23 protein-coding genes and 1 pseudogene are annotated in these 24,417 nt (G+C 65.4%); 9 read left to right on the plus strand and 15 right to left on the minus strand.

Translation table 11 applies throughout. The features are described from left to right. Positions 1-429 precede the first annotated feature (429 nt). Positions 430-1,188, plus strand: a complete 759-nt coding sequence (locus H7A76_RS31450) for a hypothetical protein (RefSeq protein ID WP_185702149.1) — start codon at positions 430-432, stop codon at positions 1,186-1,188. A gap of 63 nt (positions 1,189-1,251) precedes the next feature. Here H7A76_RS31450 and H7A76_RS32930 read toward each other — a convergent pair whose 3' ends face one another. The 3 genes and pseudogenes from H7A76_RS32930 to H7A76_RS31460 form a co-directional block, all read right to left on the minus strand. Further along, positions 1,252-2,133 carry a methyl-accepting chemotaxis protein gene (locus tag H7A76_RS32930; protein ID WP_409302587.1) on the minus strand — a complete coding sequence of 294 codons (882 nt, stop codon included), beginning with the start codon at positions 2,131-2,133 and terminating at the stop codon, positions 1,252-1,254. Next, positions 2,113-3,216, minus strand: a pseudogene (locus H7A76_RS32935) (HAMP domain-containing protein); the annotation flags it as partial. The gene H7A76_RS32930 and the pseudogene H7A76_RS32935, both read right to left, overlap by 21 nt. Before the next feature lie 195 nt (positions 3,217-3,411). Then, the gene (locus tag H7A76_RS31460; protein WP_185702131.1) at positions 3,412-4,173 is read right to left on the minus strand and encodes an SDR family oxidoreductase; all 762 of its coding nucleotides are present in this window, start codon (positions 4,171-4,173) and stop codon (positions 3,412-3,414) included. 237 nt (positions 4,174-4,410) lie between these two features. Between H7A76_RS31460 and H7A76_RS31465 the strand changes: the two genes are divergently transcribed. Beyond that, positions 4,411-5,415 (plus strand): NADP-dependent oxidoreductase, encoded by a 1,005-nt coding sequence (locus H7A76_RS31465; RefSeq protein WP_185702132.1) that lies wholly within the window; start codon positions 4,411-4,413, stop codon positions 5,413-5,415. Between the two features lie 46 nt (positions 5,416-5,461). On the opposite strand, the gene pyrF is transcribed toward H7A76_RS31465, so the two are convergent. After that, the gene (gene pyrF, locus H7A76_RS31470; RefSeq protein WP_185702133.1) at positions 5,462-6,163 is read right to left on the minus strand and encodes an orotidine-5'-phosphate decarboxylase; all 702 of its coding nucleotides are present in this window, start codon (positions 6,161-6,163) and stop codon (positions 5,462-5,464) included. A 293-nt stretch (positions 6,164-6,456) separates the two neighbouring features. On the opposite strand from pyrF, the gene H7A76_RS31475 reads away from it, so the two are divergent. Together H7A76_RS31475 and H7A76_RS31480 are read left to right on the plus strand one after the other, a co-directional pair. Beyond that, positions 6,457-7,221, plus strand: a complete 765-nt coding sequence (locus tag H7A76_RS31475) for a response regulator (protein ID WP_185702134.1) — start codon at positions 6,457-6,459, stop codon at positions 7,219-7,221. Next, positions 7,221-8,273 (plus strand): sensor histidine kinase, encoded by a 1,053-nt coding sequence (locus tag H7A76_RS31480; protein ID WP_185702135.1) that lies wholly within the window; start codon positions 7,221-7,223, stop codon positions 8,271-8,273. The genes H7A76_RS31475 and H7A76_RS31480 overlap by 1 nt, the downstream gene beginning before the upstream one ends. 2 nt (positions 8,274-8,275) lie before the next feature. Here the strand turns inward: H7A76_RS31480 and H7A76_RS31485 are convergent, their stop codons facing one another. The 10 genes from H7A76_RS31485 to H7A76_RS31530 form a co-directional block, all read right to left on the minus strand. After that, entirely contained in the window at positions 8,276-9,328 is a 1,053-nt protein-coding gene (locus tag H7A76_RS31485) for an AI-2E family transporter (RefSeq protein ID WP_185702136.1), read from the minus strand. A 69-nt stretch (positions 9,329-9,397) separates the two neighbouring features. Continuing rightward, positions 9,398-10,201 carry a DUF4892 domain-containing protein gene (locus H7A76_RS31490; protein WP_409519235.1) on the minus strand — a complete coding sequence of 268 codons (804 nt, stop codon included), beginning with the start codon at positions 10,199-10,201 and terminating at the stop codon, positions 9,398-9,400. 8 nt (positions 10,202-10,209) lie between these two features. Next, positions 10,210-10,869, minus strand: a complete 660-nt coding sequence (locus H7A76_RS31495) for a glutathione S-transferase family protein (RefSeq protein ID WP_185702138.1) — start codon at positions 10,867-10,869, stop codon at positions 10,210-10,212. A 50-nt stretch (positions 10,870-10,919) separates the two neighbouring features. Beyond that, a complete protein-coding gene (locus tag H7A76_RS31500; RefSeq protein WP_185702139.1) occupies positions 10,920-11,774 on the minus strand; it encodes an alpha/beta hydrolase in 855 nt (284 codons plus the stop codon). After that, complete coding sequence (locus tag H7A76_RS31505) at positions 11,771-12,577, minus strand: alpha/beta fold hydrolase (RefSeq protein WP_185702140.1); 807 nt, start codon at positions 12,575-12,577, stop codon at positions 11,771-11,773. Before H7A76_RS31505 ends, H7A76_RS31500 begins: the two co-directional genes overlap by 4 nt. A gap of 112 nt (positions 12,578-12,689) precedes the next feature. Next, the gene (locus H7A76_RS31510) at positions 12,690-13,133 is read right to left on the minus strand and encodes a hotdog fold thioesterase (RefSeq protein ID WP_185702141.1); all 444 of its coding nucleotides are present in this window, start codon (positions 13,131-13,133) and stop codon (positions 12,690-12,692) included. A 28-nt stretch (positions 13,134-13,161) separates the two neighbouring features. Next, complete coding sequence (locus tag H7A76_RS31515) at positions 13,162-14,829, minus strand: AMP-binding protein (protein ID WP_185702142.1); 1,668 nt, start codon at positions 14,827-14,829, stop codon at positions 13,162-13,164. Between the two features lie 167 nt (positions 14,830-14,996). Continuing rightward, positions 14,997-15,446, minus strand: a complete 450-nt coding sequence (gene sixA, locus H7A76_RS31520; protein ID WP_185702143.1) for a phosphohistidine phosphatase SixA — start codon at positions 15,444-15,446, stop codon at positions 14,997-14,999. Next, on the minus strand, positions 15,443-15,790 hold the full coding sequence (locus H7A76_RS31525; RefSeq protein ID WP_185702144.1) for a DUF4389 domain-containing protein: 348 nt from the start codon (positions 15,788-15,790) through the stop codon (positions 15,443-15,445). Before H7A76_RS31525 ends, sixA begins: the two co-directional genes overlap by 4 nt. Before the next feature lie 18 nt (positions 15,791-15,808). Continuing rightward, the gene (locus H7A76_RS31530; RefSeq protein ID WP_185702145.1) at positions 15,809-16,834 is read right to left on the minus strand and encodes an NAD(P)H-dependent glycerol-3-phosphate dehydrogenase; all 1,026 of its coding nucleotides are present in this window, start codon (positions 16,832-16,834) and stop codon (positions 15,809-15,811) included. A gap of 239 nt (positions 16,835-17,073) precedes the next feature. Between H7A76_RS31530 and H7A76_RS31535 the strand changes: the two genes are divergently transcribed. From H7A76_RS31535 to fabB, 5 genes are all read left to right on the plus strand, one after another. Then, complete coding sequence (locus tag H7A76_RS31535; protein ID WP_185702150.1) at positions 17,074-19,146, plus strand: TonB-dependent receptor domain-containing protein; 2,073 nt, start codon at positions 17,074-17,076, stop codon at positions 19,144-19,146. Position 19,147: 1 nt separating this feature from the next. After that, complete coding sequence (locus H7A76_RS31540) at positions 19,148-20,062, plus strand: ABC transporter substrate-binding protein (protein ID WP_185702146.1); 915 nt, start codon at positions 19,148-19,150, stop codon at positions 20,060-20,062. Continuing rightward, positions 20,059-21,960 carry an ATP-binding protein gene (locus tag H7A76_RS31545; RefSeq protein WP_185702147.1) on the plus strand — a complete coding sequence of 634 codons (1,902 nt, stop codon included), beginning with the start codon at positions 20,059-20,061 and terminating at the stop codon, positions 21,958-21,960. Before H7A76_RS31540 ends, H7A76_RS31545 begins: the two co-directional genes overlap by 4 nt. Positions 21,961-22,208: 248 nt before the next feature. Next, complete coding sequence (gene fabA, locus H7A76_RS31550) at positions 22,209-22,724, plus strand: 3-hydroxyacyl-[acyl-carrier-protein] dehydratase FabA (RefSeq protein WP_022643122.1); 516 nt, start codon at positions 22,209-22,211, stop codon at positions 22,722-22,724. A gap of 11 nt (positions 22,725-22,735) precedes the next feature. Continuing rightward, positions 22,736-23,956: a beta-ketoacyl-ACP synthase I gene (fabB, locus tag H7A76_RS31555; protein WP_185702148.1), complete on the plus strand. Its 1,221-nt coding sequence runs from the start codon at positions 22,736-22,738 to the stop codon at positions 23,954-23,956. A gap of 58 nt (positions 23,957-24,014) precedes the next feature. Here fabB and H7A76_RS31560 read toward each other — a convergent pair. Then, a partial coding sequence (locus tag H7A76_RS31560) for a methyl-accepting chemotaxis protein (protein WP_260498134.1) occupies positions 24,015-24,417 on the minus strand: 403 nt, incomplete at its 5' end.

Below are 24,417 nucleotides of genomic sequence, written 5' to 3' on the forward strand. Positions count from 1 at the left end.
GGGCGGTGTCCTAGGCCACTAGACGAAGGGGACACGCTACAACATTCACTCCCTTCAGCGTTTCGCGCTTTGCTTTCCGCTGAAAGTGGCGCGCATTCTATGGATGCTTTGGAAGGTCGTCAACCCCCAGATATAACTTTATTTAAATCAATGACTTCGAGGCTGTTTTCAGGTCCCTACGGGCTTTTCTGCCGTCTGGGCTTTGACGCCTATATTCTGTCATCCGCCAAGGCGTTATAGTCCTCGCAGCCGGTGATATCAATTTGAACCCAGCGGCCACCTCCGGCCCTGCTCTGCTATGCCTAATAGAAGACAGAAGGCACATGCACAATCCGTCCCGGCTCGTCGAGCGGCGCTATGCGCCCAAATGCCAAGCCACTACACTCGCACGCGAAATCCTATAACGAGGTTTTAACGGTGACACCACTCATGATCACCCTGCTGGTAATAGCCGGGATCGCACTATTGATCGCCATTGGCTACATGAACCATGTGGTGGAAAACAACAAACTGGAAAAGGCCCGCACCAAGGTCGAACTCAATGACCGCCTGCGCCGCTGCGGCGAAATCACCGAAACCTTCCCCGGCCAGTTCATGTCGCCGGGCCTCAAGCTGCTGCTGACTCGCCTGGAACTCAACGTCGTGCAGCGCATGCTCAACCTCGACAAATCCGACACCAAGCTCAAGGCCCGCCTGGCCGAGCTCAATACCCTGGTGGGCCAGGGCGAGTCGATTCCAGTGAACAACCCGCCCTCGCCGATCCAGACCGAAGCCAAGGCCAAGGACGTGCGCTTTCTGCTGGAGGCCATGCATGGCCAGGTGACCCGCGCCGCCCACGACGGTTTCCTGCAGCCCAACGAAGCCAAGCGCTGGATCAAGGAGATCCGCCATATCCTGGTCCTGCTGCACATCGAGTTCTTCAACAACCTGGGGCAATACGCATTGCAGCAGAACCAGCCAGGCCAGGCCCGCCTGGCCTTCGAACGCGGCGTGCAGTACCTGCGCAAGCAGCCGGAGCCCAAAGCCTACAGCGAGCAGCTGGAGTATCTGGACAAGCTCCTGGCCCGCGCCAACGCCATGGTGCTGTCGACCCTGGAGCCAGCCGAGGATGAGGTCAACGAGTTGACCCAGGGCCTCAAGGAAGTGGAAGCCGACGCCGACTGGAAGAAAAAGGTCATCTACGATTGATCGACCGCAGGTGCCCGGCCCCGCGCCGGGCACCTGCGTAGCGCGACACCGCCCTCCCCGCCGCTACAGGCGGAAATGCCCCACCATGGATTTCAACTCGCTCCCCAATTGCGCCAGCTCGATGCTCGAGGCCGCATTGCCCTGCATCGCCTGCGAAGACTGATCGGCACTGGCGCGGATGCTGGTCACGCTGCGGTTGATCTCTTCGGCCACCGAACTCTGCTGCTCGGCCGCCGCGGCGATCTGCTGGTTCATCTGCTGGATCAGGGACACCGCCGCGGCGATGCTGCCCAGGGCGCTCTCGGTCTGCAACGCATCGCTGACCGCCTGCTTGACCAATTCCCCACTGCCCTGGATCTGTCGCACCGACGCATCGGCCGCGGCATGCAGGGTCGCCACCAGGCGGGCGATTTCCTCGGTGGACTGCTGGGTACGCTTGGCCAGCGCCCGGACTTCGTCGGCCACCACCGCGAACCCACGTCCCTGCTCACCGGCCCTGGCCGCCTCGATGGCGGCATTCAGGGCCAGCAGGTTGGTCTGCTCGGCCACGCTCTTGATCACATCCAGCACGCTGCCGATGTTGTCGATTTCCGCGCTCAGGCTCTGGATGCCGCTGCTGGCCTGGTTCGCGGAGTCGGCCAGTTGCTCGATCCGCTGCATGCTCTGGCGCACCACCCGCTGGCCGCTCTCGACCTTGTCGTCCGCCGCCTGGGCTGCCAGGGCCGCCTCCTCGGCATTGCGCGCCACATCGTGAACCGTGGCGGTCATCTGGTTCATGGCGGTGGCCACCTGCTCGGTCTCTTCTTTCTGGGTGCTGACTTCCAGGTTGGTCTGCTCAGTCACCGCCGACAGCGATTGTGCCGAGCTGGCCAGGCGCTCGATCCCGGATTGCAGGCCGCTGACAATACCGCTCAAGCCGCTGCCCATCTGCTGCATGGCTTGCATCAACTGGCCAATCTCGTCGCGCCGGGTCACGCTCACCGTGGCGCGAAGGTCACCGGCGGCAATCTGCTGGGCCACCTGCATCACGCTGCGCAGCGGCCGGACGATCAGCCGGGTGATGCCCAGCGCCGCCAGCAACCCGGCCAATAGCGCCAGGGCCGAGGACCCGAGGATCAGCAACGAGTTCTTCGCCAGCTCCTCCTGCATCGCCTGGTCCTGGGCGGCATAGGCCTGGTCGACCTGCTGCATCACCTGGGCGGCACGCTCGTGCAACCGCTGGTAGACCTGCTTTTCCTGAGCCAGCAGGTCGGTGTACTCGTTGAGTTTCTCGCTGAAGTTGCCGATGTGCCCCGAGACCTCGTTGAGGACCGTCTGGTAACCGGCATCCTTGACGCTGGCCTTCAGCTGTTCCACCAGGGCCAGGGCCTGCTCGGCCTGTTCGATCTTGCCCTGCCCGGCCGCCTCCTGGTCACTGCCCTTGCGGTTCTGGTCCAGGCGCACCCGGGCCTCGTTCATGGCTTGCAACATCAAGCGCGAGACCTGGCTGATCTGGTTGGCCTGCTCGATGAACTCGGCGCCCTCCTTGCCCTGGGACTCTTTGAGGCCATAGGCGCCGTCGTCGGCCAGGCCGGCCTGCAGCACGTCGAGGTTGTTGGCCACGCTGGATACCGACCAACTGGCCATCTCCAGCGCCAGGTCCTTGGCCTGGGTCAGCTCGACGAATCCATCGAAAGCCTGGCGATAGTCCGCCAGCATCCCGTCGACCTGGCCCATGGCCGCCGGATTGCCCTGCTCTTGGAGTTGGCGGGCCAGGCCCAGCAGCGCATCCAGGTTCTCGCGCAGGCTATCGGCGCCCTGGTTGTCACCCTGCAGCGCATAACCCTGCTCCAGCAGCCGGACCTTGAGCACGCCACTGTTGAGCTGCGACATGCGCTTGAGGCCCTCGAAGCGCTGGCTGACGGTTTGCAGGGACCAGAGGCCGATGCCGGCCACCAGGGCCGTCAACAGCAACACCAGGGCGAAGCCCACCCCCAGTTTCTTGGCCATGCCCAGGTTGGCAAAGCGTCCACTTGCGGCCGTCGTCATGCTGCGAACTCCCCTCAAGTCCCCAATGGCTGCAAGGCCATGGTTTTTTTTCGAAGGGTGGCAACGGCGTGCACCGACACACAAGCCTCTGGTGTCGCAATAGTGGCAAAAACCAGGCTAGAGGTCGTTTTCAGAACGCTGGAGGTCGATTCCATCATCACCCCGGCGCCTGGGTCGCCAGGGCGGCGATATCGCTCAGATGGCCGTGGCACCACCGTCGACGGCCAGTGCATGGCCGGTGGTGAAGGCGGCGCCATCGCTGCACAGGTAGAGCACGGCGCTGGCGATTTCCTCGACCTTGCCGATGCGTCCCACCGGGTGCATGGCCGCGGCGAACTCGGCCTTCTTCGGGTCTGCCTCGTAGGCCCGGCGGAACATGTCGGTGTCGATCACCGCCGGGCACACCGCGTTGACCCGGATCTTCTTCTTGGCGTACTCGATGGCCGCCGACTTGGTCAGGCCGATCACCGCATGCTTGGAAGCGGCGTAGATGCTCATCTTCGGCGCCGCCCCCAGGCCCGCCACCGACGCCGTATTGACGATGGCCCCGCCGCCCTGGGCCAGCAGCAGCGGCAACTGGTACTTCATGCACAGCCATACGCCCTTGACGTTGACCCCCATGATGGCATCGAACTCATCCAGCGAGCCCTCGGCCAGACGGCCCTTCTCGATCTCGATCCCGGCATTGTTGAAGGCGTAGTCCAGGCGACCGTAGGCCTCGAGGGTGCGGGCCATGAGCTGTTGTACATCGGCCTCGCGAGTGACGTTGCAGGACACGAACAGCGCTTCGCCGCCGGCCTCGCGGATCAGCGCCACGGTGCCTTCGCCGCCGCCCGCATCCAGGTCCGCCACCACCACCTTCAACCCTTGGGCGGCGAATGCCTGGGCGGTGGCCCGGCCGATCCCGTTGGCCGCGCCGGTCACCAGGGCCACCTGGCCGGAAAACGTCATGCTCATGCAAAAGCTCCTCAATCCAGTACGGGCCCAATACCCTGGCCCATCTAGCCATAGAGCACAGACGCCGCGGCAGCACTATCAGGCATCCGTTTGCCGCTCCATGCATCCCGGTGATGAAGGTCCCGGGCCATTTATCACGACCCTGGATCGCGGCTCATTCGCCGGGCAGGCACGCCTTGCGGCTGCCGGCCCGAGGGTCTATCAACTAGGGTTTCACCCAGTTCTCGAGGACCTGCCATGACCAGCCTGACCAACCGCCAGTTCCTGCTCGCCAAGCGTCCCGTTGGCGCGGCCAGCCGCGATACCTTCACCTACCGGCAAGTGGCCGTGACCGAGCCCGGCGCCGGGCAGATCCAGGTGCAGAACCAGTACCTGTCCCTGGACCCGGCCATGCGTGGCTGGATGAACGAAGGCAAGTCCTACATCCCGCCGGTGGGGATCGGCGAGGTGATGCGGGCCCTCGGCGTGGGCCAGGTGACCGCCTCCAAGCACCCGGATTTCGCCGTCGGCGACTACGTCAATGGCGCCCTGGGGGTACAGGACTACTTCGTCGGCGAGCCCCGTGGTTTCTATAAGATCGATCCACGGCTGGCGCCACTGCCACGCTACCTGTCGGTGCTGGGGATGACCGGCATGACCGCCTACTTCGCCCTGTTGGATGTCGGTGCGCCCAAGGCCGGGGAAACCGTGGTGCTGTCCGGGGCCGCCGGCGCGGTGGGCAGCATTGCCGGGCAGATCGCCAAGCTCAAGGGCTGCCGGGTGGTGGGCATCGCCGGCGGCCAGGACAAGTGCCGCTTCCTCGTCGAGGAGCTGGGCTTCGACGGGGCCATCGACTACAAGAGCGAAGACGTCCAGGCCGGCCTCAAGCGCGAATGCCCCAAGGGGGTCGACGTGTATTTCGACAATGTCGGCGGCGAGATCCTCGATGCCGTGCTCACTCGCCTGAACCTCAAGGCCCGGGTGGTGATCTGCGGCGCCATCAGCCAGTACAACAACAAGGAAGCGGTCAAGGGGCCGGCCAACTACCTGTCGCTGCTGGTCAATCGGGCGCGCATGGAGGGCTTCGTGGTGATGGACCATGCGGCGCAGTTCGCCGCCGCCGGGCAGGAGATGGCCGGCTGGATGGCCAAGGGGCAGCTCAAGAGCAAGGAGGACATCGTCGAGGGCCTGGAAACCTTCCCGGAAACCCTGGCGAAGCTGTTCAGCGGCGAGAACTTCGGCAAGCTGGTGCTCAAGGTCTGAGCCCAGGGTCAAGCTGCGGGAGCCGGCACGCCGGCTCCCGTGGGGGTCACAGGGCCAGTTCGGCCACGACGTCGGCCAGGGCCTTGGCCGGATCGGCCGCCTGGCTGATGGGACGGCCGATGACCAGGTAATCGGAACCGGCATCCAGGGCCTGGCGCGGAGTGAGGATCCGCCGCTGGTCGTCCTGGGCGCTGCCCGCCGGGCGAATCCCCGGGGTCACCAGTTGCAGGGACGGATGGGCGCTCTTGAGCGCCTGGGCTTCCAGGGCCGAGCACACCAGGCCATCCATGCCGGCCTTCTGCGCCAGGGCGGCCAGGCGCAGCACCTGCTCCTGGGGCTCGATGTCCAGGCCGATGCCAGCCAGGTCCTGGCGCTCCATGCTGGTGAGCACGGTGACGCCGATCAGCAGCGGCTGCGGGCCGCTACGCTTATCCAGTTCCTCACGGCAGGCGGCCATCATGCGCAGGCCTCCGGAGCAGTGGACGTTGACCATCCAGACGCCCATCTCTGCAGCCGCCTTGACGGCCATGGCGGTGGTGTTGGGAATGTCGTGGAACTTCAGGTCCAGGAACACTTCGAAACCCTTGTCGCGCAGGGTGCCGACAATCTCGGCGGCGCAGCTGGTGAACAGCTCCTTGCCGACCTTGACCCGGCACAGTTTCGGGTCCAGTTGATCGGCCAGTTTCAGTGCGGCGTCACGGGTGGGGAAATCCAGGGCGACGATGATAGGTGTCTGGCAGGCGGACATGAAAAGGCTCTCAGGCAAGTCGAAATCGGCGCGGATTGTAGCGCAAGCCGCGTCGCTCCGGGACCCGCCGTGCGCTAATTCGTCCGCGACCAGACGCCCGGCCGACGAGCAGGCCGGCTTGTGTATCAATCCGGATACACTGACGACACGTCGGCAACATTCCCCGCCGCTACCCTCGCCTGCCGCAACACCTTCGAACAGCACTTCCAGCCTCCGGGCCGGACGCCTATGCTGAAGCCATAACCTCGCCGTCGCCGCCCGGCACCGGCAGCCTACCTGGCAGATGATCGCCCATGCACAACACCCCAGCCCCCTTCAGCGACGACGGCAGAGCCCCGCTCAATGGCGACGACAAGCGCTGGAATACCCGGGCCTTGATCGTCGATGACGACGTACCGATCCGCGAACTGCTGATCGGCTACCTGGCGCGCTTCAACATCCACGCCAGCGGCGTCACCGATGGCACCGCCATGCGCCAGGCCTTGCAGGCCGAGCACTTCGACGTAGTGGTGCTCGACCTCATGCTTCCGGGTGAAGACGGCCTGTCCCTGTGCCGCTGGCTACGTAACGAATCGGACATCCCGATCCTGATGCTCACCGCCCGCTGCGAACCCACCGACCGCATCATCGGCCTGGAACTGGGCGCCGACGACTACATGGCCAAGCCCTTCGAACCCCGGGAACTGGTGGCCCGGATCCAGACCATCCTGCGCCGGGTACGCGACGACCGCAGCGAGCAGCGGAGCAGCATCCGTTTCGACAACTGGCGCCTGAACAGCGTCCTGCGCCAGCTGATTTCCGCCGACGGCCTGGTGGTGCCACTGTCCAATGCCGAGTTCCGCCTGCTCTGGGTATTCCTCGAACGTCCGCGCCGGGTGCTGAGCCGCGAGCAATTGCTGGATGCCGCCCGCGGGCGCTCCATCGAGGCCTTCGATCGCAGCATCGACCTGCTGGTGTCGCGCCTGCGGCAGAAGCTCGGCGACGATCCGAAATCACCGCAACTGATCAAGACCGTGCGTGGCGAAGGCTACCTGTTCGACGCCCGGGACATAGGCTGATGCGTGGACGCTTCGATACGCTGTTCGGCCGCCTGTTCGGCGTCTTGCTGATCGCGATCGTACTCGCCCACCTGCTGGCCTTCTTCTGGTTCAGACACTACGGCCCCCCACGCCCGCCCCCCAACCCAGCGCCGACAGCAACGGCAGTGGACGGCGGCCAGCCGGCTGGTCCACCGCCACACTTTCCCAGGCGACCACGTCCCTGGTTCGGCGGCCCGCTGGTGCCGCTGACGTTCCAGTTCATCTCGCTGATCATCGCCGCCTGGTACGGCGCCAAGCTGCTGTCGCGGCCTATCCAGCGCATCAGCGCCGCCGCCGAACGCCTGAGCGAGAACCTCGACAGCCCACCCCTGGAAGAACTCGGCCCCCATGAAGCGCGGCAGGCGGCCAGCACCTTCAACCAGATGCAAAAGCGCATTCGCGAGCAAGTCCAGCAGCGTGGGCGCATGCTCGGCGCGGTTTCCCACGACCTGCGTACGCCGCTGTCGCGCCTCAAGCTGCGCCTGGAGCAGATCGAGGACAGCAAGCTGCAAAGCCAGATGCGCCAGGACCTGGACGACATGATCAAGATGCTCGACGCCACCCTCAGCTACCTGCACGAGCAACGCACCAGCGAGATCTGGCAGCTGATGGACGTGCAAGCGCTGGTGGAGTCGATGTGCGAGAACGCCCAGGACCGGGGCGCCGATGTCCAGGCCCAGGGGCATTGCGCACCGCTGCTGGTGCAGCCCATGGCGCTGCAGTCATGCCTGAACAACCTGCTGGACAATGCCCTGCGCTATGCCGGCCAAGCGACCCTGGCCCTGGAGGATGACCGCGAGCAGTTGCTGATCCGGGTCATCGACCATGGCCCGGGCATCGCCGCCGACCAGCGCGAAGCGGTATTCGAGCCATTCTTCCGCCTGGAGGGCTCACGCAACCGCAATTCCGGCGGGGTCGGCCTGGGCATGACCATCGCCCGCGAGGCCGCGGAGCGCATGGGCGCCAGCCTGCGGCTCGAAGAAACCCCAGGTGGCGGCCTGACGGCGGTGCTGCGCCTGAACCGCCCTTGAGCTCAGCGCGGTTCCTGGTTGCGGGCCTGGCTGGCGCTCCAGTCCAGCAGCAGGCTGTAGGCCACCGCCAACAGGGTCGGGCCGATGAACAAGCCGATGAAACCGAAGGCGATCAAGCCACCGAACACCCCAAGCAGGACGATCACCAATGGCAGGTTGCCACCACGGCTGATCAGGTAGGGTTTGAGCACGTTGTCCACCCCACTGATGATGAAGGTGCCCCAGATGCCCAGGAACACCGCCATGCCGTACTCGCCCTTCCAGGCCAGCCAGGCCGTGGCCGGGATCCACACCAGCGGCGGTCCCATGGGGATCAGGCTGAGCAGGAAGGTGACGATCCCCAGTACCAGCGCCCCGGGCACCCCGGCGATGATGAAGCCGATCAAAGCCAGCAGGCCCTGGGCCGCCGCGGTACCTATCACACCGTTGACCACGCGCTGCACGGTGCCGGCCACCAGGTCGATGTAGTAGCCGGCGCGATCGCCGATCAACCGCTCCAGCAACTTGTGCACGAACAGCGCCAGGCGCGGGCCGTCACGGTAGAAAAAGAATACGAAGACCAGGCTCAGGGTCAGTTCCAGGATGCCCCCGCCCACCTGGGCGCTACGGGCCAGCAACCAGTTGCCCACCTGCCCCAGGTACGGCTTGACCGCCACCATCAGCGCCGCGCCCTGTTCGTCGATGCTGTTCCAGACGCCCACCAGGCGCTCGCCCACCAACGGCAGGCCGCCCAGCCAGGCTGGCGCCTGGGGCAGGCCATCGACCTGGACATCCTTGATGAAGGCGGTGGCATCACGCACATGGTCCGCCAGGTTGAGGCCCAGCCAGACCAGCGGTGCCGCCACCAGCAGCATCCAGCCCAGGGTCAGCAGGCCGGCGGCCAGGGATTCGCGGCCATGCAGCCAGCGGGTCAGCAAACGCATCAGCGGCCAGCTGGCAAAGGCCAGCACCGCCCCCCAGAACAGGGCCGACCAGAAGGGCGCCATCACCCAGAAGCTGGCACCGAACAGCACCAGGAGCAGGATCTGCACCAGCAGGCGATCGTTATTGGGCATGAAATGTCTCGCGCAAGAGTCACCAGTGAAGAGTAGGCGAGCCCGCGAAGACGGGCCGCCTGCAAGAGCTTAACGCAGCAGTTCGAAGTGCAGGCCGGAGGCCTGGGTGTCGCCGGTTTCCAGCCGCGTGGCGCGCACGCCCTGGCCGATCAGGGCCTGGCGCCAGGCTTCGGCCTGCCTACCGGAGAGACTGACCCGCAAGGTGGTGTCCAGGTTCAACCCACGCGACAGCAAGGTGAGCCAGGTCGGTTGTGGCTCGGCCAGCCTGGCCAGGTCCAGCCGGCCGGTGTCTTTCAACTGCCGCAGCAAGGTCGCGGAGGTGGGCAGCAATTCGCCCAGTGGAGTACCGGCGGCGAACTGCTCCACATGCAGATAAGCCCGGCGATTGCCCCGGGTGATGCTGTACAGGGCCACCAGGGAATTGTCCTGCGGGGCCGCCAGGCGCAGCAGCAAGTAGGCCTGCTGCTCGTCGACGCCGTACAGCTTGGCGTTGCCGAACACCTCGTTGGCCCACAGGCTGCTTTCGCCGCAGTCCCGCGCCTGGCACCAGAACAGCAGTTCGGCGCCCTGCTTCTGCAAGGCCTCGCGGGCCAGGGTGAAGGCTTCGTTGGAGCTGCGCTCGGCCGGCAGTTGGTAAGTAATGGCGGTGAGCTTGCCCCGGGCATTGACCTGGCCGTCGAAACGCAACTGGCCGCTGATCTTGCGGATCGAGCCCATGGGGTAGATCCGCTCCTGTTCTACCTCGGGGCGGTAATCGACGATCTGGGCATCGGTCAGGCGGGGCACCAGGGGCAGGTCCTGGCTTCCGGGAAGGTCGGCGGCAACCGCCAGCGCACTGGCCAGGGACAGGCCCAGGAAGCTGGATGAACGCATCGGGGCCCTCATCGGATCAGCATGGCCTGGGCGCCCTTGACGACGCTGGCGTCGTCACTGCGTTGTGGAACCTGCAAGCCGCGCTGGACCGCGGGCCGGGCCTCCATGGCCGCCATCCAGCGCTGCAGCGCTTCCAGCCCCTGGACCGGAACGCCCGACCAGTCATGGCCGCGCACCCAGGGAAAGGTGGCGATGTCGGCGATGCTGTAGTCGCCGGCCAGGTAGTCGACCTGCTGCAGGCGCGTGTCGAGCACCTCGTACAAACGCCGGGTCTCATGCTGGTAGCGGTCGATGGCACCCTGCAGCTTCTGCGGGAAATAGCGGAAGAACACATTGGCCTGGCCTTGCATGGGGCCGATGCCGCCCATCTGGAACATCAGCCACTGCATGACCTGCGAACGTCCCTTGGCATCGGCAGGCAGCAGGCGACCGGTACGCTCGGCCAGGTAGATAAGGATCGCCCCGGACTCGAATACCGGGAAATCGCCATTGTCGCGATCGACGATGGCCGGAATACGCCCATTGGGATTGATCTTGAGGAACGCCGGCGCCTTCTGTTCCTTCTTGTCGAAGCTCAAGGCGTGCACGGTGTAAGGCAAGCCGAGCTCTTCAAGCAGGATGGAAACCTTGTGGCCATTGGGGGTCGCAGCGGTGTACAGATCTATCATGGTTGTCTCCCATTTCAACCCGCCAAGCCTCGACAGTTGCCCTGGTCAAGTCAAGGAACGGCGAAAAACCGATTGAAACAGTCTGCGACAAAGGTGGCACCGGCCTCATCGTTCAAATGCAGATGGTGCCCGCCCGGCAGCTGTTCCAGGTTGAAGGGTAGACGCTGCAGCAACGCCTGGTGCCGGGCCAGCATGCCATCGGCCGCCACCACCAGTTGCGTCGGGCAGGCGACCCGCTGGACGAAGGACATGGCCTGTTCCTCGGTCAGGCGCAGGGGCGAAGCCAGGGTCAGGCGGCTGTCGCTGCGCCAGGTATAGCCTCCGGCCACCGGCATCAGGCCTCGTTGCGCCAGCAGCTCGGCGGCTTCCCGGCTGACGGCCACCAGGCCTTTCATCCGCGCCTCGACGGCGCGCTCCAGGGTGCTGTAGACCGGCTTGCGCTTGTCCTGCAAGGCCAGTTGCGCCTGCAAGGCCATGCCCAGGCGCTCGGCTGCGCCCTCGCCACTGGCCGTGGGCGGGATGACGCCGTCGATCAGCGCCAGCTGGCTGACTCGCTCGGGCATGGCCGCCGCCAATACCAGGGACACGATGGCCCCCAGGGAGTGGCCCATGAGGGCGAAGCGCCGCCAGCCCAGTTGCTCGGCCACTTGCAATACGTCGTACACGTAGTCCCACAGGGCGTATCCCGCTCCCGCCGGGCGATGCCCGGAGTGCCCGTGGCCGGCCAGGTCCAGGGCCAGGATGCGCAGGCCGCGCAACTTGGGCGCCAGGCGCGCGAAGCTGTTGGCATTGTCCAGCCAGCCGTGCAGGGCGATTACCGGCAGGCCGTCCTCTGGACCGAACAAATGTGCCGCCAGCTCGATATGCGGCAGGCTCAGGCGCACTTCCTCCACACCCTGGCTCATGCAAGGCTCCGCTGCTGGCCGTGCTGCCAGCGGTTGAACAGGTCCTTGAGCAAGAGCGCGGTGGCTTCGGGTCGTTCCAGGGGGAACATGTGCCCACCGGGCATGGTCAGCGACACCCCCTGGGACATGCGTGCCACGGCGCTGGTGTGATGGCGCATCACCACCCTGCTCTGCTGGCCTCGCACCACCGCCAGGGGCACCTTGAGCTGATGGGCGCTGCCGGGGCTGGTGTGTGGCACGCCACGATAGATGCTGATCTCGGTGGCCGGGTCGAAGCGCAGACGCAGGCGATCCCCCACCTGTTGCAGGCCGTGCTCCAGGTAGGCATCCAGGCAATCGGGGTCGAAGGCGCGGAACAGCGTCTTGCGCGAAAAGTAGCGGCGGGCCGACTCGATATCGCTGAACTCCTCGCGCCGCCCCAGGGTGCGCCCGGCCGGGGTCAGCCGATCGATGAAGCCCAAGCGCTTGGCCGCACGGATCACCCATTGGTCGGCCCGGGTCAGCACCGGTGAGTCGAGCATCACCACGCCCCGGTACAGTTCCGGGCAGCGCAGGGCCGCATGCAGGTGCAGCACGCCGCCCAGCGAGTGCCCGACGCCCCACACCGGCTGGGACTGCTGTTGCAGGTGGTGGATCAGCTCGTCCACCAGGCTGCGCCAGTTATCGTCCACCGGAAAACGCGGGTCATGGGCATGCTGTTGCAGATGAGTCACCGTGAATTCCGGCGCCAGGGCGGCGAACAGCTTGCCGTAGGTGCCGGAGGGAAACCCATTGGCGTGAGCGAAAAACACCTGTTGCGACATACCGACCCATCCATTTACCAAATCAACGGCGATTTTCCGCAAGCTCCGCCGCCAGGGCAATGACCGTAACCGCCAGGAATACTGACACCCCGGCCCGGCCTATGGCCTCGGCTCAGGCGGCCGGCGGGTTCTGTCCCAGCGGCACCACCGCCATGGTCAGGCGCGACACACAGCTGGCCTTGCCCTCGTCGCTGCTCAGGCGGATATCCCAGACGTGGGTAGTGCGACCGATATGGATGGCCCTGGCCACCGCCGTGACCCGCCCGCTGCGCAAGCCGCGCAGGTGGTTGGCATTGATCTCCAGCCCCACGCAGTAAAACTTGCTGGCATCGATGCACAGGTAGCTGGCCATGGAGCCGACGGTCTCGGCCAGCACCACCGAAGCCCCGCCATGCAGCAGCCCGTAGGGCTGGTGGGTACGATGGTCGATGACCATGCTGGCGCTCAGGGACTGCTCGTCGAAAGCCTCGAAGCGGATATCCAGCACTTCGCCGATGGTGTTCTTCTGGAACGCATTCAATTGCTCGAGGTTGGGGGTGGTACGCCACAGGCTCATCGCCACTTCCTTCTTGTAGGTTGGTCGCTCAATCCTGCCACAGCACGACTTCCTCGCGCTCGCTCCAGGCCTGGAAGCTGTCGCCATAAGTGGACTCGATCACATTGCGCTTGATCTTCAGGGTCGGGGTCAGGAAACCGTTCTCCACCGCCCAGCTACCCTTGACCACCACCAGCCGATGCACGCGCTCGTGCTTGTCCAGGCCGCCATTGACCTGGGCCAGGAGGTTTTCCAGGCTGCTGTGCAAGCCTTCGCGAGCGCTGCCATCGGCCTCGCGCTGGCCGGCCGCCGACAACACGCACAAGCCCAAAGGCGCGCTCAGGCCATCGCCGACCACGCATACCTGCTCGATGTGCGCATGCTCGGCCAGGCGGGTCTCGATGGGCGCCGGCGCCACGTACTTGCCCTTGCTGGTCTTGAAGATTTCCTTGAGCCGGCCGGTCAGGCGCAGGTTGCCGGCGGCATCCTGCTCGCCCTTGTCGCCGGTGCGTAAAAAACCATCCTCGGTGATGGTCTCGGCGGTCTTCTGCGGGTCCTTGTAGTAACCCTGCATCACCGCCCGGCTGCGGACCTGGACCTCGCCGTCCGCGGCGATGCGCACCTGGACCTCGGGACAGGGCCGGCCGATCCAGCCCGGGATGTATTCCCCCGCGCGGCCCAAATGGGAGTAACCACAGTTCTCGGTCATGCCGTAGACCTCCAGCACATCCAGGCCCAGGCGCTGGTACCAATGCAGCAGGGCCTGGGGCACTGGCGCGGCTCCGGACAGGGCCACGCGCAGCGCATCCAGCCCCAGCCCCGCCAGGACCTTGTGCCCGACCCACTTGCCGATCAGCGGCAGGCCCAGGAGCAGGTCCAGGCGCTTGGCCGGCATCTTGGCGTAGACCCCCATCTGGAACTTGGTCCAGATCCGCGGCACGCCGAACATCGCCGTGGGCCGGGCACGCCGCAGGTCGGCCAGGAAGGTATCGAGGCTCTCGGCAAAAAAGATCGTCTGCCCGGTGTAGAGCGCGCCCATCTCGACGAACACGCGCTCGGCCACATGGCACAACGGCAGGTAGGACAGCAGCCGGTCGCCAGGCCCCAGGCCGAACATCCGGACTCCATGGCTGGCGGTGAACCCGAGGTTGCCGAAGCTGTGCATCACGCCCTTGGGCGATCCGGTGGTGCCGGAGGTATAGATGATGGTGGCCAGTTGGTCGGGCGCCGGGCAGGGGCTGTCGGTCATTGGCTGGCAACGCTGCAGTGCCTCCCAGTTGAAGTCGAAGCTGCCCTGCGGCGCCAATGGCAGGCTGATGGTGGGCAATCCGGGCCTGATGCCCCGGGACATTTCCGGCCAGGCATCGAGCTTGCCGATGAACGCCAGGGCCGATCCGGAATGCTCCAGCACCTGGGCCACCGACTCGGCGGTGAGGTTGGGGTACAGCGGCACCGAGACATGCCCGGCCATCCAGATCGCCAGGTCGGCGATGATCCAGTGGGCGGAGTTCTTGCCGATGATCGCGATATGGCTGCCGGCCGGCAGTTGCCGCTCCCGCAGCCACTGGGCGGCGCGTCGGACCTGCTGGGCGACTTCGGCCCAGCTCAGTTCCTGCACCTGGCCACCGGCGCTGGGCTGGACCAGGAAAAGTTGCTGGGGATGACTTGCCTCACGCTGGTAGAACACTTGCAACGGCAAACGAAAAGCAGCAGACATGACGCGCTCCTTTGTTCTTGTTGTGTTCGGGAACAGCCGCTAACCAACCAAGCACTTGCTCGGTCGACTATTCCACGCACCAGGGAGCGCTGCAAGTTAAGAAATGTAGCCGGCATCAGCCTTGCCGACACCCTCCACCGGAGCCCATGGGCCCGGCGGCGAGGACATCAGGGATGGTCGACGCGAACCAGGGTCATGGCCCCGGCCAGCGGCCAGTCGCCTGCCAACTCCGCCAGGCTGGCGGTGTCCATGGCTTGCGGGTCACGCAGGTGACCATGCTGCAACAAGCCGATCAGGCTGCCCACCAACGGCTGGTGGCTGACCAGCAACAGGTTCTCGGCGCCGTCCAGCTGCTCCAGCGCCTTCAGTGGGTTGGTGTCCGGGGTGAGCCAGGATACGGTACGCACCTCGCCCTCGAAGCCCAGGGCCTCACGCACCAGGTGCGCGGTTTGCTGGGCCCGGACATAGGGACTGGCAAGGATCCCGGCGATGGGCTGGCCGATCAGTTGCGCGGCGCTGGCCAGCACCTGCTGCCGGCCATGGGCCGTCAGGTTGCGCTCGGCATCGCTGGCCGCATGAGCTTCGGCCTGGCCATGGCGCAACACCCAGAGCCTCACAGCTTGGGCTCCTCGTCACGCACCGGGTGCGACGCCGGAGGCACGCTGTGGGGCGCCTCGCCCTCCGGAGCCCGGGGCGTCGGCCAGTCGCCGAACGGCCAGGGCTTTTGTTCGGTGTGGAAACTGCCGAAGCGGCCGATCTGCGCCAGGAACTGGCTCAGGCTGTCGCCGAAGTTCATCAGGCTGGCATTCGGCGCACCGTAGACCAGGCGATAGATCAGTTGCACCACCACCAGCGCCCCCAGGAGGAACTGCGCCACCTGCCACACCAGGGCGAATACCAGCATCCACAACACCCGCAGGAGAATGGATTCGTACTTGGCCTCGGAATTCGTATCGTTCATGTTTCGCTCCTGTACTGCTCAGTTGAATCCGCTGGTGGAGATAAAGTCGACATCGGTTTTCGGTTCGCCGCGCATCAACAGCTCGATCACCTGGGTGAGCGTCCGGCCTTCGAACAGGATCGCGTGCAACCCGGCTACCAGCGGCATGTAGACCCCCAGCTCCTGGGCCTTGGCCTTGAGCACCTTGAGGGTGTTGACCCCTTCCGCCACTTCGCCCAGGCGGCTCACCGCCTCGTCCAGGCTCAGGCCCTGGCCCAGGGCGAAGCCCACCTGGTAGTTGCGGCTCTTGGGCGAGGAGCAAGTGACGATCAGGTCGCCGACCCCGGCCAGGCCAAGGAAGGTCATGGGGTTGGCCCCCTGGCTCACGGCGAAGCGGGTCATTTCCGCCAGGGCCCGGGTGATCAGCATGCTCTTGGTGTTTTCCCCCATGCCCAGGGCCACCGCCATGCCGGCGATGATCGCGTAGACGTTCTTCAAGGCGCCGCCCAGCTCGACGCCGAAGCGGTCGGCGCTGGCGTAGACCCTGAAGGTACGGCCATGCAGCACCGCCTGGACTTCCTGGCACAGTGGCTCGTCCTCACTGGCCACCACCGTGGCGGTCAGGGCATGTTCGGCCACTTCGCGGGCCAGGTTGGGGCCCGAGAGCACGCCGATCCGCGCCTGGGGCGCGATGTCCTCGAGGATCTGGCTCATCAGCTTGAAGGTCTGGGCCTCGATGCCCTTGGTCAGGCTGACCAGCATCTTGCCGCTGAGTCGTTGTGCATGGGGCGCCAGCACCGCACGCAGGGCGCTGGAGGGCAAGGCGACGAAACACAGGTCGCTGTCCTCGAGGGTGGCCAGCAGGTCGGTGACCGGCTCCACCGCCGGGTGGATCTTGATGCCCTTGAGATAACGCGGATTCTCGCGATTGAGCCGAATGGCCTCGGCCTGCTCGGGATCACGCATCCACTGCCGCACCGCCTGGCCGTTCTCGGCCAGCAGGTTGGCCACGGCGGTACCGAAACTTCCGCCTCCCAGGACCGCGATAGGGCGCTGTTGTGTCATATGCAATCCGTTTTTCCATAGCAGTGGCGATGGCGGCATTATACGGGGCGGCCATCCCACCACCAGCCCCGTCGGCTGCCCGGGCGATCTGTCGGAAACCCGCGCAGGCGCTCGGCGGATGCAGGCCCATCGACTGGAAAACTCGACCGTCTCGGTTAACATGCGCGCCATCCTTCACGTTTCAAGGCTGCGCCGTGCCCGCTGGTCCCTCCCCCCTTCGCCTGTCACTGCTGCTGGGCATGCTATCCAGTCATCCGGCGCTGGCCGAAGATCTGTTCGTCGACGACGCACTGCCCCAGGTATTGACCGCCACCCGCCTGAAACAATCCCCCGCCGCGGTGCCCGGCAGCATGACCGTGCTGGACAACGAATTGATCAAGGCCAGTGGCGCCCGGGACATCAGCGAACTGCTGCGCCTGGTGCCGGGGATGATGGTCGGCGCCATCAGCGGCAACCAGGCCACGGTCAACTACCACGGCACCAGCGCCAGCGAAGCCCGGCGCATGCAGGTCCTGATCGACGGGCGCTCGGTGTATCGGACCGGATTGGCCACCGTGGACTGGAGCGACATTCCGGTGGCCATGGAGGATATCGAGCGCATCGAGGTATTCCGCGGCCCCAATACCGTCAGCTACGGCGCCAACGCATTGATGGCGGTGGTCAACATCATTACCCGCTCGCCGGCCAACAGCCATGGCACGCGGATCAAGGTGACCCGTGGCCAGCGCGGTGTAGCCGACTGGTACGCCAGCCAGGGTACCGGCTGGGACGGTGGCGACCTGCGCCTGTCGCTCTCGGGCCAGGAGGACGATGGCTTCGACAAGCGCCAGGACGGCTCGGACTATCGCGACAGCCGGCGCCTGGACCGCATCAGCCTGGCGCTCGGCCAGATGCTCGACGAACGCCAGAGCCTCGATTGGCAATTCAATGCCAAGGAAGGCAGCAACCAGCGGCCCTACACCTATCAGCCGGTATTCAAGAACTACGCCGAGAAAGGCTACAACTCCGACGTGATCGCCAAGGACTATGCGACCTCCCTGCGCTGGAACCTGGACCTGGACCCACGGCACAGCCTCTACGTCCAGGGCTCGGCCCAGCACTGGGATCGCCAGCAGAACTGGAGGGCTTGCGATGCGGCCCTGTCCTTCAGTCCCGAACTGGCGCGCCTGTGGCAGCTCAACCCGAACTACACCGAACGCCTGGCGCGCCACATGCCTGATAACCCCGGCGCGGCACCGGCAGGAACCGAGGAAGAAACAGCACTGGCGCGGCAGGTCATCGATCAATGGAACGCCGGCGGCAAGAACCCCGTCTGCGGCAATATCGACCAGAGCACCCGGGAAACCCGCTACGACCTGGAAATACAGGACACCCTGAGCCTGGCCGACGATCTGCGGCTGGTCAGCGGCATGAACTACCGTTACGACCGCGCCGACTCCGAGACCTATTTCAACGGCGTGCTGGACGACACCACCTGGCGCCTGTTCGGCCAGCTGGAATGGCGGGCCAGCGAACACTGGCTGATCCAGGGCGGGGCCATGTACGAAGACGCCCGGCTCACCGGCGACTCCCTGACCCCGCGGATCGCCGTCAACTACCTGATCAACCCGCGCCACGGGTTGCGGGCGGTGTACTCCGAAGCCATCCGTTCCCCGGACATGTTCGAGAACAACGTCAACTGGAGCTACCGGGTCACCGGCCTGAGCGCGCCGGTCTACGGCCAGGACAGCGCCCAGTACTTCGTCAAGACCCGCGGCCCCGGCGACCTCGACCAGGAACGCATGCGCTCCCGGGAGCTGGGCTACAACGGCTATTTCGTCGACCAGCGGCTGAACTTGGATATCAAGCTGTTCTACGACGAAATCAGCAGGATGGTCAGCGAGCCGCTGCGCAACAACCAGTACATCGCCAGCAACAGCAACTCGGCGCGTTTCACCGGCAGCGAAAGCCAGCTGGATTGGCAGCTGAGCCGCGCCGACCGCCTGCGCCTGACCTACGCCTACGTGCATGCCCAGGCCAGCAACCGCCTGGACCAGCGCTTGAGCGCCAGCAACAGCGGCTCGGCCGGCTGGCTGCGCAACTGGGGCCAGGGCTGGTCCAGCGCACTCTTCTATTACGGAGACAGCGCCCTCAACGGCTACCGTTTCCAGCGGGTCGACACCCGCGTCGCCAAGCGCCTGTCCTTGGGCAAGGCCAACCTGGAGCTGGCCGGCACCTTGCAACAGCGGCTCGACCACCAGCCCCTCACCTTCGCCGACAACCGCTACGACTCCCGCCACACGTTGTACTTCAGCGCGGAGCTGGAGTTCTAGCATGGCTCGCTCGCGCAAGGGCCTGCCTCGACTCGGCTGGAGCCTGCTGCTGCTGGGCTGGCTGCTGTGCGCGCCGTTGCGCGCCGCCGAAGTGCTGCTGACCGCCAGCGAAGACAGCGACAGCGTGCGCAACTTCGCCCGGGAACTGGCCGGCTTGCGCCCCCAGGACCAGGTGCGCTTCGTGCCGCTCGAGCAACTGCCCGCACCGGGCCTCTTGCCGGCGGCCACGCGCTTGATCCTGCTGGACCCGCAAAGCCTCGACTGGCGCCTGCAGGACGCGCAGGGCCCGGCGACCCTGGTGCTGCGCATCAGTCGCCTGCAAGCCGCCCAACGCCTACCGGGCACGCCGCCGCCCAGGCTCAGCCTGCTGTGGAGCGACCCGCCCGGGGCACGCCAGCTACGCCTGATCCACGAGGTGCTGCCCCAGGTCCGCCGGGTGGGCGTGCTGTACAGCCAGGACAGCCGGTTCCTGCTCGAGGAACTGCGCCAGGCAGCGCGCGCGCTGGGGCTGGAGATCGTCGCCGAAGCCTGGGACGACATCGCCGACAGCCGTCCATTGCAGCAAGTACTGCGCAACAGCGAAGTCCTGCTGGGCCTGGACGACCCCAGCCTGTACAACCCCAAGACCGTCAAGAACCTGCTGCTCAGCAGCTATGCCCGGCAACAGGCCCTGGTCGGGCCCAACGCCGGTTTCGTCAGGGCCGGCAGCCTGGCCAGCACCTACAGCGACCAGCGGGACTGGTTGCAGACCCTGGACCAACTGCTCGACCGGCCACCGGCCCAATGGCCCCGCTCGCTGTACCCGGCGGCCTTCAAGGTATTGAGCAATCCACAGGTGGCACGCTCCCTGGGCATCGAGGAAATCGATCCTGAGGCCGTCGCCCGCCAGTTGAGCGAAGGAGAGAAACGCCCATGACATTGCGTCGCCGTTGGGATATCCAGGCCCGCACTCAGCTGATCAGCCTCGGCCCCGCCCTGCTCCTGACACTGTTGCTGATCAGCTTCTTCACCTTCGTGCGCATCCAGGACCTGCACCAGGAGCTGGACCACACCGGCCAGTTGATCGCCAACCAACTGGCCCCGGCCACCGAGTACGGGGTGATTTCCGGCAACAATGAAGGCTTGGAAAGCCTGTTGCAGGCGACCCTGAGTACGCCCCACGTGCAATTCCTGGAGGTCCAGGACAGCGCCAACAACATCCTGGTGTATGTCGAGCAGCCTTCGGCCAGCCATGACCATGCGAAACAGATCAAGGTGTTCCAGGCCCCGGTGCGGCTGCAGCGGATCCAGGTGCACAACGACTTCCTGCAAGAGGATCCGGGCAGCCTGGCCAGCCAGGGCGACGGCTACCTGGGGCGCGTGCTGGTCGGCATGTCCAACGACGCCTTCAGCCAGCGCCAACAGGAAATCGTCCTCAAGGCCGGGATCCTCGCCCTGTTCGCCCTGCTCTTCACCTTCCTGCTGGCCCGACGCCTGGCCGCCGGCCTGGCCCAGCCGATCAGGGCCATGAGCAACGCGGTCAGGGCGATCCAGGAAGGTGACTTCAAGACCCCGCTGCCCATCGTCGACGATGGCGAGCTGGGCAACCTGGCGCGGCACATCAACAACCTCGCCGCCGGCCTGGAACTGGCCAGCCGCGAACAACAGCAGGCCATGTCCCAACTGATCCAGACCCGGGAAGAAGCGGAACAGGCGAACAGGGCCAAGTCGGACTTCCTGGCCATGATGAGCCATGAGTTGCGCACGCCGATGAATGGCGTGCTGGGCATGCTGCAGCTGCTGGAAACCACCGAAATGACCCGCGAGCAACGCGAGTACGCGGCACTGGCCTCGGAATCCACCGAGCATCTGCTCAAGGTGATCAACGACATCCTCGACTTCTCGCGGATCGAGCGCTCGGCCCTGGAGCTGGAACACATTCCGTTCAACCTGGCCGAACTGATCGCCAGCTCGGCCCAGGCCTTCCAGCACAGCGCGCTGCAACGGGGCCTGGACCTGCAGTTGCGGCTGGCGCCGGGGCTGGAGTCGTTACAGGTCAAGGGCGACCCGACGCGAATCCGCCAGATCCTAGTCAACCTGGTCGGCAACGCGCTGAAGTTCACCGAACAAGGCAGCGTGACCATCGAAGCCCAGTGGCAGGCCCTGGACCACGAGCTCCTGTGGTTCACCTGTGCGGTGCGCGACAGCGGCATCGGCATCAACCCGGCCAGCCTGGAATCGATGTTCGACGCCTTCCAGCAGGCCGACAGCTCGATTTCCCGGCGCTATGGCGGCACCGGCCTGGGCCTGCCCATCGCCCGGACCCTGGCCGAGCGCATGGGCGGCACCCTGCGGGCCCAGAGCGAAGAAGGCCGGGGCTCGGTGTTCACCCTGGAGATCCCCCTGGCGCTGTTCCAGCAGACGCTGCCGGTAGCGGCCCCACGGGCCAGTACCGCGGCGGACCAGGGCGCGGGCCGCAACGTGCTGCTGGTGGAGGACAACCCGGTGAACCAGACCGTGATCCAGGCCATGTTGCGCAGCCTGGGCTTCAGCGTGAGCATCGTCACCGATGGCGCCCAGGCGGTACGCAGTGCCGAAAGCCTGATTTTCGAGGCGATCCTGATGGATTGCCGGCTGCCGCTGGTCGACGGCTACGAGGCCACCCGGCAGATCCGGCAACTGCCCGGCTGTGCCGATCTGCCCATCATCGCGCTGACCGCCAACGCCCTCCAGGGTGACCGTGAAGCCTGCCTCGCAGCCGGCATGAACGACTATCTGGCCAAGCCTTTCAAGCGGGCGGATCTACAGCAAATTCTCCAACGTTGGGTGCAATAGCGGGCTATTTTCAAACATCTGCGACTGGCGTGGCGGGCGAAAGTGCGGCAGTCTTAGGCACCCGATGGGGCCCCGAAAAGGCCTCCGAAAAAAATTTCAGTGCACAAGTGTACATTCATGCCCTTGGCGCTGTGACTTTCACTACAACGCAATAGTCTATGAGTAGGCTGCCGGCTCGAGGCATGAACGCTTCGATCGGCCGGGAAGATTTGCCCAACCCTGCCGCACGGGACTATTGAGGAGCTCGCATGACCAAACAAAACGCCTTTACTCGGGAAGATCTGCTGCGCTGCAGTCGCGGTGAGCTGTTCGGCCCAGGTAATGCGCAACTGCCCGCCGGCAACATGCTGATGATCGATCGCATCACTCATATCAGCGGCGAAGGCGGCAAGTACGGCAAAGGTGAGTTGGTCGCCGAGCTGGATATCACTCCGGACCTGTGGTTCTTCGCCTGCCATTTCGAAGGCGACCCGGTAATGCCAGGCTGCCTGGGCCTGGATGCCATGTGGCAGCTGGTGGGTTTCTTCCTGGGTTGGCAAGGCCTGCCGGGCCGCGGTCGCGCCCTGGGCTCGGGAGAAGTCAAATTCTTCGGCCAGGTGCTGCCAAGCGCCAAGAAGGTCACCTATAACATCCATATCAAACGCGTCCTGAAGGGCAAGCTGAACCTGGCCATCGCCGATGGCTCGGTCAGCGTCGACGGCAAGGAAATCTACACTGCCGAAGGCCTGCGGGTCGGCGTGTTCACCTCCACTGACAATTTTTAAGGGTTATCCGCATGCGCCGCGTCGTTATCACTGGTCTGGGCATCGTTTCGTGCCTGGGCAATGACAAAGAGACCGTCTCCGCTAACCTGCGTGCAAGTCGCCCTGGCATCCGCTTCAACCCGGAATATGCCGAAATGGGTCTGCGTAGCCAGGTTTCCGGCTCCATTGACCTGAACCTCGAAGAACTGATCGATCGCAAGATCTACCGTTTCGTCGGCCACGCGGCAGCCTATGCCTACCTGGCCATGAAGGACGCCATTGCCGATTCCGGCCTGACCGAAGAGCAGGTCTCCAACCCGCGTACCGGCCTGATCGCTGGCTCCGGCGGCGCCTCGACCCTGAACCAGATGGAAGCGCTGGACATCCTGCGCGAGAAAGGCGTCAAGCGCGTTGGCCCGTACCGCGTCACCCGGACCATGAGCAGCACCGTTTCCGCTTGCCTGGCCACGCCGTTCAAGATCAAGGGCCTGAACTACTCCATCGCTTCGGCCTGCGCCACCAGCGCCCACTGCATCGGCACCGCCATGGAGCAGATCCAGATGGGCAAGCAGGACATCGTCTTCGCCGGCGGCGGTGAAGAAGAGCACTGGACCCAGTCGTTCCTGTTCGACGCCATGGGCGCCCTGTCCACCCAGTACAACGAGACCCCGGAAAAAGCCTCCCGCGCCTACGACGCCCAGCGTGACGGTTTCGTCATCGCCGGCGGTGGCGGCATGGTGGTGGTCGAGGAGCTGGAGCACGCCCTGGCCCGCGGCGCCAAGATCTACGCGGAAATCGTCGGCTATGGCGCCACTTCCGATGGCTACGACATGGTGGCTCCGAGCGGCGAAGGCGCCATCCGCTGCATGCAGATGGCCATGTCCACCGTCGACGCCCCGATCGACTACCTGAACACCCACGGCACTTCGACCCCGGTCGGTGACGTCGCCGAAATGAAAGGCGTGCGTGAGGTGTTCGGCGACAAGGCTCCGGCCATCAGCTCCACCAAGAGCCTGTCGGGTCACTCCCTGGGCGCCGCCGGCGTTCACGAAGCGATCTACTGCATGCTGATGATGGAAGGCAACTTCATGGCCGGCTCGGCCAACATCGACGAGCTGGATCCGGAAGTGGCCGACATGCCGATCCTGACCAAGACCCGCGAAGACGTTGCCTTCAACACCGTGATGAGCAACAGCTTCGGCTTCGGCGGCACCAACGCCACCCTGGTCCTCAAGCGCTGGCAGGGCAAGTAAGCCCCGCCGTAGCCTGACAAAAGCCCCGACTGGATCGGGGCTTTTTCTTGTCCGGGATTCACACCGAGAAACGCGCCACCATGGCATTGAGATCCACCGCCAGGCGCGACAGCTCCTGGCTGGCGGCGCTGGTCTGGTTGGCTCCCGCCGAAGTCTGGTGGGCCAGGTCGCGGATATTCATCAGGTTGCGATCCACCTCCCGCGCCACCGCTGCCTGCTGCTCCGAGGCACTGGCGATGACAGTGTTGCGCTCGTTGATCTCGGTGAAGGCCGAGGCGATCTCCTCCAGGGCCTGGCCGGCCGCCTTGGCCACTTCCAGGGTCGAGCGGGCGCGGCTGTTGCTCTGCTGCATGGAATTGACCGCCAGGTCGGTGCCCTGCTGGATGCCACCGATCATCTGTTCGATTTCCTGGGTCGATTGCTGGGTTCGATGGGCCAGGGCCCGCACCTCGTCGGCCACC

Origin of the sequence: Pseudomonas sp. MSSRFD41 (assembly GCF_014230245.1) — a bacterium.
GTDB classification, from domain to species: Bacteria; Pseudomonadota; Gammaproteobacteria; order Pseudomonadales; family Pseudomonadaceae; genus Aquipseudomonas; species Aquipseudomonas piscis.